This is a genomic window from Thioclava indica, assembly GCF_000714545.1.
Classification (GTDB): domain Bacteria; phylum Pseudomonadota; class Alphaproteobacteria; order Rhodobacterales; family Rhodobacteraceae; genus Thioclava; species Thioclava indica.
In genome coordinates, this window is sequence record NZ_AUNB01000024.1 from 35,151 (window position 1) to 48,601 (window position 13,451).

The 13,451-nt window shown below is 61.8% G+C and carries 9 protein-coding genes and 3 pseudogenes; 7 read left to right on the forward strand and 5 right to left on the reverse strand.

All coding sequences use genetic code 11. The features are described 5' to 3' along the window. Nucleotides 1-9: 9 nt before the first annotated feature. Nucleotides 10-102: pseudogene (locus tag DT23_RS20320) on the reverse strand (IS481 family transposase); the annotation flags it as partial. 708 nt (nucleotides 103-810) lie between these two features. Here DT23_RS20320 and DT23_RS19010 point away from each other — a divergent pair. Then, nucleotides 811-1,284, forward strand: a pseudogene (locus tag DT23_RS19010) (transposase); the annotation flags it as partial. A 318-nt stretch (nucleotides 1,285-1,602) separates the two neighbouring features. Here the strand turns inward: DT23_RS19010 and DT23_RS08890 are convergent. Next, a complete protein-coding gene (locus tag DT23_RS08890) occupies nucleotides 1,603-2,535 on the reverse strand; it encodes an ABC transporter ATP-binding protein (protein WP_038130547.1) in 933 nt (310 codons plus the stop codon). A gap of 82 nt (nucleotides 2,536-2,617) precedes the next feature. Between DT23_RS08890 and DT23_RS08895 the strand changes: the two genes are divergently transcribed. Then, on the forward strand, nucleotides 2,618-2,824 hold the full coding sequence (locus DT23_RS08895; RefSeq protein ID WP_038130548.1) for a zinc-finger domain-containing protein: 207 nt from the start codon (nucleotides 2,618-2,620) through the stop codon (nucleotides 2,822-2,824). 33 nt (nucleotides 2,825-2,857) lie between these two features. Here DT23_RS08895 and DT23_RS20175 read toward each other — a convergent pair whose 3' ends face one another. Continuing rightward, entirely contained in the window at nucleotides 2,858-2,992 is a 135-nt protein-coding gene (locus DT23_RS20175; RefSeq protein WP_276202218.1) for a hypothetical protein, read from the reverse strand. Between the two features lie 176 nt (nucleotides 2,993-3,168). Here DT23_RS20175 and polA point away from each other — a divergent pair, with 176 nt between their 5' ends. Then, on the forward strand, nucleotides 3,169-5,985 hold the full coding sequence (polA, locus tag DT23_RS08905) for a DNA polymerase I (RefSeq protein ID WP_038130549.1): 2,817 nt from the start codon (nucleotides 3,169-3,171) through the stop codon (nucleotides 5,983-5,985). Nucleotides 5,986-6,062: 77 nt separating this feature from the next. Here the strand turns inward: polA and DT23_RS08910 are convergent, their stop codons facing one another. Continuing rightward, nucleotides 6,063-6,827 (reverse strand): hydroxypyruvate isomerase family protein, encoded by a 765-nt coding sequence (locus DT23_RS08910; RefSeq protein WP_038130550.1) that lies wholly within the window; start codon nucleotides 6,825-6,827, stop codon nucleotides 6,063-6,065. Beyond that, nucleotides 6,828-7,421, reverse strand: coding sequence for a DUF1285 domain-containing protein (locus tag DT23_RS08915; RefSeq protein ID WP_038130552.1), 594 nt, complete (start codon nucleotides 7,419-7,421; stop codon nucleotides 6,828-6,830). Nucleotides 7,422-7,494: 73 nt separating this feature from the next. On the opposite strand from DT23_RS08915, the gene DT23_RS08920 reads away from it, so the two are divergent. The 4 genes and pseudogenes from DT23_RS08920 to DT23_RS08935 form a co-directional block, all read left to right on the forward strand. Further along, nucleotides 7,495-8,526, forward strand: coding sequence for an AAA family ATPase (locus DT23_RS08920; RefSeq protein WP_038130554.1), 1,032 nt, complete (start codon nucleotides 7,495-7,497; stop codon nucleotides 8,524-8,526). Continuing rightward, the gene (locus tag DT23_RS08925; protein WP_240473578.1) at nucleotides 8,523-9,434 is read left to right on the forward strand and encodes a DUF58 domain-containing protein; all 912 of its coding nucleotides are present in this window, start codon (nucleotides 8,523-8,525) and stop codon (nucleotides 9,432-9,434) included. The genes DT23_RS08920 and DT23_RS08925 overlap by 4 nt, the downstream gene beginning before the upstream one ends. Further along, complete coding sequence (locus tag DT23_RS08930; protein WP_038130557.1) at nucleotides 9,431-12,172, forward strand: DUF4159 domain-containing protein; 2,742 nt, start codon at nucleotides 9,431-9,433, stop codon at nucleotides 12,170-12,172. The genes DT23_RS08925 and DT23_RS08930 overlap by 4 nt, the downstream gene beginning before the upstream one ends. Next, nucleotides 12,169-13,451, forward strand: a pseudogene (locus DT23_RS08935) (hypothetical protein); the annotation flags it as partial. The gene DT23_RS08930 and the pseudogene DT23_RS08935, both read left to right, overlap by 4 nt.

Here is a 13,451-nt window from a genome sequence, read left to right on the forward strand (position 1 = left end):
TGGCGGTCGTAGCTTATCTCGGAGGGCTTCATAAGGCGTTTTGCCGTTGTGTTCGCCAAGAGGCCTGTGGACGTTGAAGAACCGCTCCCATTTGCCCAGTTTTTGCTTCGAGTTCTGGCGCCGTCCCATTGGCGTGACGTTTAGGGATCGGTGGCGCGTTTAGCAGGCCGACTTCCCGCGCCCTGCGTAGTCTTTGCTCCATCGGTAAAAGCTCGTCCTACCAATCCCAAAACAGCGGCATGCTTTGGCGACCTCGCCGATCTCCTTGGCTGGAAATCTCCCAGCTTGATGAAACTGTTCCGCGAGTAACGGCATTCTTATATTCCATTGTGATGAACGAAGCATGGACTCGACAGGATTCAACTTGATCTGAAGGCCAATACTTGAAGCAGACTAAACCTAAAGGGCAGGGCTGCATCGTGACCGAAGCAGACCAGGCTGGACCGCTCTGCTCGAATTGGCTCTTTCCGGGAAATCGGATTGAATCGTCCCCATTTTACCGGCGACCTTTAGCTTCATTTCACGCGACCACATCGAGCACGTCGCGCTGTGCATAGAAGGTCTCTTCTGCCTCGGCTGGTGGGATGCAATGGCCGCAAACGCGCCCGCCTGCGTTTCGTATGAACCTTGATGCTCAAAGACCATCTGGACCGCGCGCGGACCTCAGGTGAGGCGCGATTTGCCATTTTGCTTTCCGTCATAACCATCATCCTTGGTTAAGTTGATGGTCTCCGACAAACCCGGGGCGATTCACTTCAGTTTTTGCTATCGCCGCCTTCATGCGGGAACCGGTGGTAAGCGCCCCCGGCGAGGCCGAAAGCCACAGGGCTGAACGATGGATTCCGCGAAAGCACGTAAAGCTGGCGCGAGGTGCTCCTCGATCTTAAGCGACGCGGCCTGAAACAGGCCCACAGAGATCATCGGGGACGGCGCTCTGGGCTTCTGGGCCGCTCTCCGGGAGGTCTTCGTCTCGACCCGGGAGCAGCGCTGTTGGGGCCACAAGACGATGAATGTGGTGAACGCGCTGCTGACGTTCTATGACTATCCGGCGGAACACTGGAAGCACGTCCGGACGTCAAGCCCCATCGAGAGCCCCTTCGCAACCGTAAGATACTGCACCAAACGCATTAAGGGGGGCCTAAGTCGGAAGACCGGACTCGCCATGGCCTTCAAGCTGATGATGTCGGCGCAGAAAAAATGGTGCAAACTCGATGGCCAAAACCGACTGCCGGAGATCAATTTGAGCTTCGCGACGGTCTCCGTCACCTTCAAATCGCCGCCTGATCAAGCGTCACCAACTTTCGTCCATATCTGCGGAGATTGGGTGGAGACTTCAACGGCTAGAGATAGTCGACAGAAAGCGATCAGCGGAGTTTTCGCTGCTCGCGGGGATGGCGCGCCGGACTTTCAGTGTTATCTTGACCCTCAACGGTCAAAGCGGCGCTCAAGAATGACAATCATCGGTCAAGCTGGGGGCGCTGCCCCCTCTGGCTTCGCCATTCACCCCCGGGATATTTAAATCAAGAGGAAGGGCGCGCGGAGTCTGGCTTCTAAGTGTTGGAAATATCCCGGGGGAGCGCGTAAGCGCGGGGGCAGAGCCCCCTATTGGTTCGACGTTAGTGAGACGAAGACCTCTTCGAGACCCGGTTGTTCGGTCGCGACATCGCGGATCTCGATTCCGGCGGCGCGGATGGCGTCGAGGATGTCCTCGGCAGCGGTCTTGTTGCGGGCATAGGTGAAGGCGAGGCGGCCGCCGGGGCGCGCTTCCATGCTGACCCCGTCGGGCAGCGCGATTTGACCGGGCGCGGGGGCGCGCGGCTCGACGACCAGCGCTTTGCGATCCATTCGGCCCAGAAGGTTGGCGGTGGTGTCACGCACGATCAACTCGCCATGGTTGATGATCGCGATTTCGTCACACATTTCTTCGGCTTCTTCGAGGTAATGGGTTGTCAGGATAATTGTCATGCCCTGTTCGTTCAGCTTGCGCACATTGCGCCACAGCATCGCGCGCAGCTCGATATCGACGCCTGCGGTGGGTTCGTCGAGCACCAGAATTTGCGGGCGATGCACGAGTGCCTTGGCCAGCAGTAAGCGCCGCTTCATCCCGCCGGAAAGGTTGCGGGCATAGGCCTCGGCCTTGTCGCTTAGCCCCACAAGGTCCAGAATCTCATCGGTCCAGCGTTCCGATTTTGGCACACCATAAAGCCCCGCCTGGGTTTCGAGCGCCGCGCGGGGCGTGAAAAACGGGTCCATGTTGATTTCTTGTGGCATCACGCCGATGGCGGCGCGCGACTGGCGCGGGTTCACGTCTTGATCGAAACCCCAGATCACGACCTGCCCGTCGGTCTTTTTCACCAAGCCGGCCAAGATATTGATTAGCGTTGATTTTCCGGCGCCGTTCGGCCCCAAAAGCCCAAAGATCGTGCCCGCCGGGATTGTCAAATCCAACCCCTTGATCGCCTCTTTCGGGGCCTGCTTTTTGCCCCCGGCATAGGTCTTGCGCAAACCTTTGACTTCGATTGCCTGCTGTTCCAACTTGCCCCGCCTTTCGCGATTGCTAGAATGGTGCCCAAGCGATGGGCGCGTCCCTTTGCGCCCCTATATAGACGGAGCTGCCATGACTGCCACTTCTTCGCAACCTGCCCCCGAGGCACCCGAGACCGAAATCGTCACCCATTGGAAGGTCGCCTGCGATGGTGGCGAGGGCGCGTTGGGCCATCCGCGCGTTTGGCTGTCGATCCCGCGCGATACCGGGTTTGTCGAATGTGGCTATTGCGACAAACGCTATGTCATCGACCGCGAACATGCGCATGATGATCACTAAGCGCGGTTTGCGTTTATTTAGGAAGGGCGGCGTTTAGCCGTCCTTTTTCTTTTGCGCGGCGGCCTTCATGCGCGCCAGCAATTCGGCCTTGGGGGGCGCTTTGCCATAAGGGTTCTTTTCCGATCCCTTGGCGTTGTGTTCGTTATGGGCGGGGGCATGTTTGGCCATACTCGCACCTCCTGATTTGGAATAATCCATCGCGTGATCCTTTTGCACGGGCTTTGCAGACAGATGGGCTATCACAGGGTTTTGCGCAAGGGCATGCGCGAAGACGGGCGAGTGCTGGCACTGGGTGGCGCGCTGTGGCACAACCAACCCAAAGCGCGCGAAGGAGGGCTGTTTTCATGGCATTCGGCAAAGGTTGTCACCTGCATCTGATCGACGGATCGGCCTTTATTTTCCGCGCCTATCACGCGCTGCCGCCGCTGACGCGCAAATCCGATGGCTTGCCGGTTGGGGCTGTGGCCGGGTTTTGCAACATGCTGTGGAAATATATCGAAGACGCCAAGGGCGCAGATGCGCCGACCCATGCAGCGGTGATTTTTGATAAGGGCAGCCATACGTTTCGCAATGACATGTATGACAAATACAAGGCCAATCGCGACGAGATGCCTCAGGATTTGCGCCCGCAAATGCCGCTGACGCGTGAGGCGACAAAGGCATTCAATATCGCTTGCGAAGAGCTGGCGGGCTATGAGGCTGACGACATTATCGCCACATTGGCGCGTCAGGCGCGTGAGGCGGGCGGGCGCGTGACGATCATTTCTTCGGATAAGGATTTGATGCAGCTCGTCGGTGGCGGCGTCGAGATGTTTGATGCGATGAAAAACCGGGCCATCGGTGTCGAAGAGGTCGAGGCCAAATTTGGCGTTGGCCCGGATCGCGTGATCGACGTGCAGGCGCTGGCGGGCGATTCGGTCGATAATATTCCGGGCGCGCCGGGGATCGGTGTGAAAACGGCGGCTTTGTTAATCAACGAATACGGGGATCTGGAAACGCTGTTGGAACGCGCTGGCGAGATCAAACAGCCCAAACGCCGCGAGTCGCTGGTTGAGAATGCGGATCAGATCCGGCTGTCGAAACAGCTTGTGACACTGGACCCGCAAACGCCGATCACCTTTACGCTGGATGATCTGGAGATCCGCGAGCCGCTGGTCGAAACGCTGCTGGAGTTCCTCAACCAGATGGAATTCCGCACTCTCACGCGCCGCGTGGCTGAAAAGTTTAACACCGAGCCGCCGCCCGCGATTGAGGTCACCGCCTCGACGGATGCGGCAACACCTGCGAAAGACGTGCCGCCGATCACGCCGGAAAATTACGTCTGCATCCGCGATGCTGAAACGCTCACGCAATGGCTTGATCAGGCGCGTGCGCGCGGTTGGGTTGCGGTCGATACCGAGACGACCTCGCTTGATGAAATGCAGGCCGATCTGGTCGGTGTGTCACTGTGCATCGAGGCGGGCCAAGCGGCCTATATTCCGCTGGGCCATTCCACGGGCGAGGGCGATTTGTTTGGCGGGTCCGAGCGCGCCGAGGGGCAGATGGATTTCGACGCGGCACTGGCGCTGCTCAAACCTGTGCTGGAGGATGCATCGATCCTCAAAATCGGTCAGAACATGAAGTATGACTTCAAGATTTTTGCGCGGAACGGCATTCGGGTCGCCCCGATCGATGACACGATGTTGATGAGTTATGCGATGTTCTCGGGGCTGCACAACCACGGCATGGATGCGCTCTCGGATCGCTATCTCAACCACCAGCCGCTCCCGATCAAAGAGCTGATCGGCTCGGGCAAATCCCAGATCACCTTTGACAAGGTCGCCATCGACACCGCCACGCGCTATGCCGCCGAAGATGCCGATATCACGTTGCGGCTGTGGCAGCAGTTCAAGCCGCGCCTGCACCGAGAACAGGTCACCACCGTCTATGAAACGCTGGAGCGCCCGATGGTGCCGGTGCTCGCGGATATGGAGATGGCGGGGGTTAAGGTGGACGCGCAGGTTTTGTCGCGCATGTCTAACGCGTTTGCGCAAAAACTGGCCGGGCTTGAGGATGAGATCGCGCAGATCGCGGGCACGCCGTTCAATGTCGGATCACCCAAGCAGTTGGGTGAAATCCTGTTCGATCAGATGGGCGTTGAGGGTGGCAAAAAGGGCAAGACCGGAGCCTATGGCACGGGTGCCGATGTGCTGGAAGACGTGACCACGCTAGAGGATGTGAACCCGCAGGCGGCCAAGTTAGCGGCGCGAGTGTTGGATTGGCGCCAGATCTCCAAGCTGAAATCAACCTATACGGACGCGCTGCAAACCCATGTGAACCCCGATACGGGCCGCGTGCACACGTCTTATTCCATCGCGGGGGCGAATACCGGGCGCTTGGCTTCGACCGATCCGAACTTGCAGAACATTCCCGTGCGCTCTGAAGAAGGTCGCCGCATCCGCGAGGCATTTGTCGCCGGGCCGGGAATGAAGGTCGTCTCGCTCGATTATAGCCAAATTGAGCTGCGCATTCTGGCCCATGTCGCGGATCTGCCCGAGATGAAGCAGGCGTTCAAAGAGGGTCAGGATATTCACGCGATGACGGCGTCGGAGATGTTCGACGTGCCGCTTGATCAGATGACCCCTGACATCCGCCGTCAGGCGAAGGCGATCAATTTCGGGGTGATCTACGGGATTTCCGGCTTTGGTCTGGCGCGCAATCTGCGCATTCCGCGCGCGGAGGCGCAGGGCTTTATCGACCGCTATTTCGAACGCTTCCCTGGCATCCGGCAATATATGGACGATACGGTGGGTTTCGCCAAAGAGCATAAATTCGTGCAAACCTTGTTTGGCCGTAAAATCCATACGCCCGAGATCACCGCCAAAGGCCCCGCCGCAGGTTTCGCCAAACGCGCTGCGATCAACGCGCCGATCCAAGGGGCGGCGGCTGATATTATCCGGCGCGCAATGATCCGCATGCCCGCAGCGATTGGGGGTTTGCCTGCGACGATGCTTTTACAGGTTCATGACGAACTGATCTTTGAGGTCGAGGAAGGCGCGGTTGATGATCTGATCACGGTGGCACGCGCGACGATGGAAGGGGCCGCCGAGCCGGTCGTGAAACTGTCGGTGCCCTTGGTCGTCGATGCGGGGCAGGGCGCAAGCTGGGCCGAGGCGCATTAACGCCTTTGGGCACTGCGCTGAAGTCTAGGATGCCTCCGGCGGGAGTATTTATGGCCAGATGAAAGGGCGCGGCGCGTTCAGTCTGTGTCTTGGGCCGTCAGCCAGCCCAAAGTGTCGCGCGTTTCGGTCGTGGGTTTGTATTCCGCCGCAGCAAATCCCGCATAGCCATCTGCATCCAGCGTGGCGAAAAACGCGTTCAGGTCGATCTCACCGCTGCCCGGAGCGCCACGCCCCGGGGCATCTGCGAACTGCACATGCGCGACGCGGGCGCGGTGTTTTTCCCATGTTGCGGGCACGTATTCGGTCAGCATGTGGGCGTGATAGGCGTCAAATTGCAGATGCAGGTTGGGCGCGTCCACTTCGTCCAGAATCTCGGCGGCCAAGTCGAAATCGTTCAGGAAATAATCGGGCATATCGATCGGGTTGATCGGCTCTATCGTCAGCGAGCGTTTGGGGGAGCGCGCTGCCGCCCATTTCAGATTTTCGATATAGGTTTTGCGTGCGACAACACCCTGCGCCTTGCCCGCCATGATGTGAATATGGCGCGGCCCCAGCACGTTGGCAAAGCGCATTGCGCGGTCGAAATCGCGGCGAAACCGCTCTTCGCAGCCTGGCACGGCGGCAAAACCGCGGTCACCGCCAGTCCAATTGGGCGGCGGCACGTTCATCAACACAAAGGTCAGATCGTGGCGCACCAGTTCGTGACGCATTTCTTGCGCGGAGAATTCGTAGGGAAACAGCACCTCAACGGCATCGAATCCGGCCTCTTTGGCGGCGGCGAAGCGCTCGATAAAGGGCAGCTCTGTGAACAGAAACGTCAGGTTGGCGGCGAATTTGGGCATTTACACCTCTGCGGCGGGCAGGATCGGGAAGAACGCGCCAGACGAGATCACGCCCAGCCAATCCTGCCCCTCATGAGGCCGTGTCACCGCCAGATCGACCAGTCGATAAAAGCTTTTACGGTCGATTAACGCCTCAAGGCCGCGGTGCACATGCAGGTAGGGGCGCGGCGTGCCGTCCTCGCTATGCTGCACGCGGATTTTATGATCGCCATCGGCCAGAACACTGTCGCCGACATTGGTTTCAAAGCGCAGGGTTTGGTCGTCGCCCGATCCTTCGGCCTCAAAGTCCACGGCGATAAAGGGGGCGTCCTGCACGCGAATGCCGACTTTCTCGACCGGAGTGACCAGAAAATACTTCCCCTCCTCCAGCTTCAGAATCGAGGCAAACAGGCGCACCAGCGGCGCGCGTCCAATCGGTGTGCCCAGATAAAACCACGTCCCATCGGCGCGAATTTCCATGTCTAGATCGCCGCAAAACGGCGGATTCCAAAGATGCACCGGTGGCGGGCCCTTTTTTGAGGCGCTTTTCGCCGCCTTCGCAAGGCCCTCTGCAGTGGGCGAATGGGCGGAATCTGTCTCTTTGTGATCCGTCATGTGAGTTTTGCCGTTTCTTGAGGCTGGGATATCTGCTTTGCTGGGCAGCATACGGACCTCTGAGGAGAATGTCATGGCCGAGCCCGAACAACTGATGAATGATATTGAACGTCTGGGAAAGAAGCTCGCGGATGCGCGCGCCTCCATTGACCGGCGTTTCATCGGGCAGGACCGGGTGGTTGAATTGGTTCTGGCCGCGATGCTGTCAGGCGGGCATGCGTTGCTGGTCGGGTTGCCGGGCTTGGGCAAGACGCTGCTGGTCGAGACGCTGTCGACCGTGATGGGGCTGGGGTCGAATCGCATCCAGTTCACGCCTGACCTGATGCCTGCTGATATTCTGGGCTCGGAGGTGCTGGAAACGGCACCCGATGGCAGTCGTGCGTTTCGCTTTCTCGAGGGGCCGGTGTTCTGCCAGCTTCTGATGGCAGATGAAATCAACCGCGCCTCGCCGCGTACGCAATCTGCCTTGCTGCAAGCGATGCAGGAACGCGAGGTGACAATCGCGGGGCAACATCGCCCGCTTGGCCCGCCCTTCCATGTGCTCGCCACGCAGAACCCGATTGAGCAAGAAGGCACCTATCCGCTCCCCGAGGCGCAGCTTGACCGCTTTCTGGTGCAGGTCGATGTCGAATATCCCGACCGCGCGACCGAGCGAAACATCTTGCTGGCCACGACCGGAACGCTGGCCGAGTCGGCGCATGCGGTGTTCACGCCGGTTGAACTGATCGAGGCGCAGGGGATCGTGCGTCAGATGCCGGTGGGCGAAAAGGTTGTTGATGCGATCCTTGATCTGGTGCGCGCCTGCCGCCCGAATGAACCCGAGGCATCCGAGCAGGTGCGTGATGCTCTGGCTTGGGGGCCGGGACCGCGCGCCGCACAGGCCTTGATGCTGACGGTGCGGGCGCGGGCGCTGATCAACGGGCGGCTTGCGCCATCGCTTGAGGATGTGCAGGCGATGGCCCGTCCGGTGCTGATCCATCGCATGGCGCTTAGCTTTGCGGCGCGGGCGCGTGGCGAAACGCTGGATGCGCTGATCGGACGCGTTCTGGTTGAGGTGACGGGGGCCGAAGGCACAGCGGCCGGGGCCAGAGGGGCCGCGGCTTGAACGCATCCCCCGATAATACTGTGCAGGCATTGGCTTTGCGCCGCGAGGCCGAAACGGCCGCCTCGGCGCTGCCGCCGCTACTGGTGGCCGCCGAGCAACTGGCCGCGACCGTCCAGATGGGCGTGCACGGGCGCAGGCGTTCGGGCACGGGCGAAGAGTTCTGGCAATATCGCCCTGCCCACTCTGGCGATGAGGCGCGGTTCGTCGATTGGCGTCGCTCGGGGCGCTCGGATGCGCAATATGTGCGTGAACGCGAATGGCAATTGGCGCAATCGGTGCATCTCTGGGTCGATGATGCGGCCTCGATGAGCTTTACCGGGGCCGAAAGCGGGCGCGCCGCACGGGTCACGAAATCGGAGCGCGCGCGCGTTTTAGCCTTGGCGCTGTCGGTCTTGATGATCCGGGGCGGAGAGCGCGTGGGTCTAACCGGGGTTGCCGCCCCGCCGCGTCCGGGACGGGCGCAACTGATGGCGCTGGCGGCGCTTTTGTCGGCACCAAACGCGCAGGTTGATTACGGATCGCCGCAAGTTGCGGGCGTTGTGACGCAATCGCGCGCGGTTTTCCTGTCGGATTTTCTGGGCGATCTGGGGCCGATTGAGACCGCTTTGGGTCAGCTTGCGGATCGCAACGTGACTGGCGTGATGTTGCAGGTTCTTGACCCCGATGAAGAGGCGTTCCCCTATGACGGGCGCACGATTTTCCAATCGATGTCTGGCGCGTTGGTGCATGAAACGCGCAAGGCGGGGGATCTGAAAGCGCGCTACCAAGACCGGCTGGCGGCGCGGCGCGATGCGCTGACGCGTTTGGCCCAAAGCGCGGGCTGGCAATTTTCCACCCATCACACCGGCGATCCGGCCCAAAGCGCGTTGTTGTGGCTTTATTCCGCGCTGGGACGGGGGCGCGGATGATGATGCTTGGTCCCATCGGCTTCACCGCGCCATGGCTTTTGCTGGGGTTGGTTGCGCTGCCGTTGCTGTGGCTGTTGTTGCGCGCAGTGCCGCCTGCGCCGATCCGGCGACGGTTTCCGGGTGTGGCGCTGCTGCTGGGTCTCAAGGACGAAGAAGTCGAGGCCGCGCGCACGCCGTGGTGGCTGCTGGCGTTGCGCCTGTTGGCGCTGGCGGCGGCGATCATCGGATTTGCCGGGCCGGTGCTCAATCCGCAGCGCGCAGAACCGGGCACGGGGCCGTTGCTGATCGTGGCGGATGCAAGCTGGGCCTCGGCGGGAAACTGGCGCGCAAGGATCGAGCGGATGGAACGCGCGTTGAGCGCGGCGGAACAGGCCGGGCGGCGCGTGGCGCTGATCTCTCTCTCTGATCCGCCGGTGGCGACACCCGAATTCAGCGATGCGCAAAGCGTGGCGCAGTCCTTGCCGGGGGTGCAACCGCAGCCTTGGGCGGCGCAGAAATTTGATGCCGCGACGATGCTGCCGCAGGGCAATTTCGACACGCTGTGGCTGTCTGACGGGCTGGCGCGCCCCGATCGCTCCGCTGTTTTGACGGCGCTTCAGGCGCGCGGGGCCGTGACGGTCTGGCAATCGCAGCTTCCGGTGTTGGCGCTGGGCGCGGCGCGGATTGAGGACGGTGCGCTGATGGTCTCTGCGCTGGCCTCTGCCCCGCCGCCCAGCCCGCGCGAGGTTGCCGCGATTGGCCGCGATCCAGCGGGGATTGAGCGCGAACTGGCCCGCTTGCCGCTGGATTTCGCGGGCAAAACCAGCGCCGATCTGCGCTTTGATCTGCCCCCTGAGCTGCGCAACCGGATCACCCGGTTTGAGATCAGCGGGCTACGTTCGGCCGGCGCGGTGAGCCTGACAGATGATGCGGTCAAGCGGCGCAAAGTGGCGATCTTGTCGGGTACGCGCGCCCGCGAGGGGCTGCAACTGCTCTCGCCTACGCACTATCTGCACGAGGCGCTTGCGCCCACCGCCGATCTGGTTGAGGGCACGCTGGATGATGTGCTGACCGCCGATCCCGACGTGATTATCCTCGCCGATATGGCCGACCTGCCTGAACAGGCGAAACTGCAAGACTGGGTGGAAAAGGGCGGCTTGCTGATCCGGTTCGCGGGGCCACGCATGGCCAATGCCGATCTGACCGCGGACACTCTGCTTCCGGTGCGCCTGCGGGCGGGCGGGCGCTCGATTGGCGGCGCGATGAGTTGGGGCGCGCCGCGCGGTCTTGCCCCTTTCCCCGAGGGCTCTCCGTTTGCGGGGCTTGCCGTGCCCGGAGATGTGACCGTCAAAGCGCAGATCATGGCCGAGCCAGCGCCCGATCTGGCAGAGCACACGATTGCCTCGCTGGTCGATGGCACGCCACTCGTGACGCGCGCGAAACTGGGGCAGGGCGCGCTGGTGCTGTTTCACGTCAGCGCCAATGCCGAATGGTCGTCGCTGCCGCTATCGGTGCTGTTTCCCCGGATGCTAGAGCGTCTGGCCGTATCGGCGCGTCCCAATGCGCCAGAGGCGGCGGATTTGGCGGGTCAGACTTGGGTGCCCCAAAAGCTGCTTGATGGGTTCGGGCGGTTGCGCGATGCGGGCGAGGCGGCAGGCGTGCCGGGCGCAGAGTTGGCCAAGGCCGTGGCTGGGCCAAAGCTGCAGCCGGGGATTTATACCGCCGATGATCGCGCTGTTGCGCTTAATGCGCTGGGTCGCGATGCGGTGCTGACGCCTGCGACATGGCGTGCAACCGTGGTGGTTGAAGGCGCGACCGAGACACAGGAAACGCCGCTCAAGGGCTGGCTGTTGGCGCTGGCCCTTGGGGCGTTGATGCTTGATATTCTGGCCGCTCTTGCGCTGTCGGGCAAGCTGTGGGGGCCGCGCGCGATCAAGACCGCGGCGCTGGTTGCGGCGCTGGTATTTGCGGGCTTCACCCCGCCGCAAGCGCGCGCTGAAATGAGCGAGGCGCGCGCAATCGAGGCGGCGTCAAACGTGGTTCTGGCGGCGATGCCCACGGGCGATCCCGAGGTTGATAAAACCTCGCTTGCCGGGTTGCGGGGGTTGTCTGCGGTGCTCAATCGACGCACGACAGTCGAACCTTCGGCCCCGATGATGGTCGATCTGGAAAACGACGATCTGGCCGTTTACACCTTTATCTACTGGCCGATTACCGAAGATCAGCCCGCCCCCACTCCGATGGAATATGCCAAGCTGAACCGCTATCTGCGCGGCGGCGGGATGATCCTGTTTGACACGCGCGACGCTGATGTTGCGGGCTTTGGCGAGGCCACGCCAACCGGGCGGCGCCTGCAGGCGCTGGCGGCTCCGCTGGATATTCCTCCGCTTGCGCCGATCCCGCAGGATCATGTTCTCACGCGCACGTTCTATTTGCTGCAAGACTTCCCCGGTCGCTACGATGGCACGATCTGGGTCGAGGCCCCGCCCGCCGATGCCGAACGCGCCGATGGCATGCCGTTTCGCAACCTGAATGACGGGGTGACGCCGGTGGTGATTGGCGGCAACAACTGGGCCGAGGCGTGGGCGATTGACGCACGCGGCCGCCCGATGTTTCCAGTTGGCCGGGGTCGCACCGGAGAGCGCCAGCGCGAGATTGCCAACCGTTTCGGGGTCAATCTGATCATGCATGTGCTGACGGGCAATTATAAATCCGATCAGGTGCATGTGCCGGCGCTGCTGGAAAGGTTGGGACAATGAGCGGGATGTCGGTGATCTTTGCTCCGCTGCTGCCGTGGCCCGCGATCTGGGCTGCGGGCGGGGTGGCGCTGGTGCTGCTGGCACTGGCGCTATGGCGTGGCCTGCGCGGCTGGGCGTTGCGCGCGCTGGCGGCGATGGTGCTGCTAGCGGCGATTGCCCAGCCCTCGCTGCAACGCGAACAGACCGCGCCGCTGTCCGATATCGTTCTGCTGGTGGATGACCGCTCTGCCTCTCAGACGCTATCGGATCGCGCGGCGCAAACCGATGCCGCCGTGGCGAATGTGCAGGCTCAACTTGATGCGATGCCCAATGTCGAGACGCGCCGGATCACGGTCAAAGATGGTGCGGAAAACGCTGGAACAGAGCTGGGCGCGGCGCTGTCCGAGGCGCTGGCCAGCGAGCCGCGCGCGCGCGTCGCCGGGGCGGTGGTGATCAGCGACGGGCAGGCCCATGATGCCGCCCTTGCACCCGATCTGCCCGCGCCGCTGCACCTGCTGCTGACCGGGCACGCGGCGGATTGGGATCGCCGTTTGCTGATTGAAACTGCGCCTGCTTTTGGCATCATTGGCGAGGAAAGCGCGATCCGCCTCAAGGTCGAAAATCAGGGGAACGTGCCTGCCGATATCGGGGGCAAGGCCAAGCTGACGATCTCGATTGATGGCAAAAACCCGAAAACCTACGATGTGAATGTCGGGCGCGATCTGGAATTGCCGCTGACGCTGGATCACGGTGGGCAGAACGTGGTGCAGTTCACGCTGGCCCCGATTGAGGGCGAGCTGACCACGCGCAACAACACCGCGACCGTGCAGATCAACGGCGTGCGCGACCGGTTGCGGGTGTTGTTGGTCTCCGGTCAGCCCCATGCCGGCGAGCGCACCTGGCGCAACCTGCTGAAATCGGATGCGGGCGTTGATCTGGTGCATTTCACCATCCTGCGCCCGCCTGAAAAGCAAGACGGGGTGCCGGTGTCGGAATTGTCGTTGATTGCATTCCCGACGCAGGAATTGTTCGTGGATAAGATCGACGAGTTCGACCTGATCATCTTTGACCGCTACGGCGCGCGCGGCATTCTGCCCTCGGCCTATTTCGACAATATCCGCGATTATGTCGAACGGGGTGGTGCAATTTTGGTCGCGGCGGGGCCGGAATATGCGACCGTTGAAAGCCTGTATCAAACCAGCCTTGGTTCCATCATGCCCGCGCGTCCCACGGGGCGGGTGCTGTCGGAAAGCTTTCTGCCACGCCCGACCGAACTCGGCCTTCGCCATCCGGTGACGGC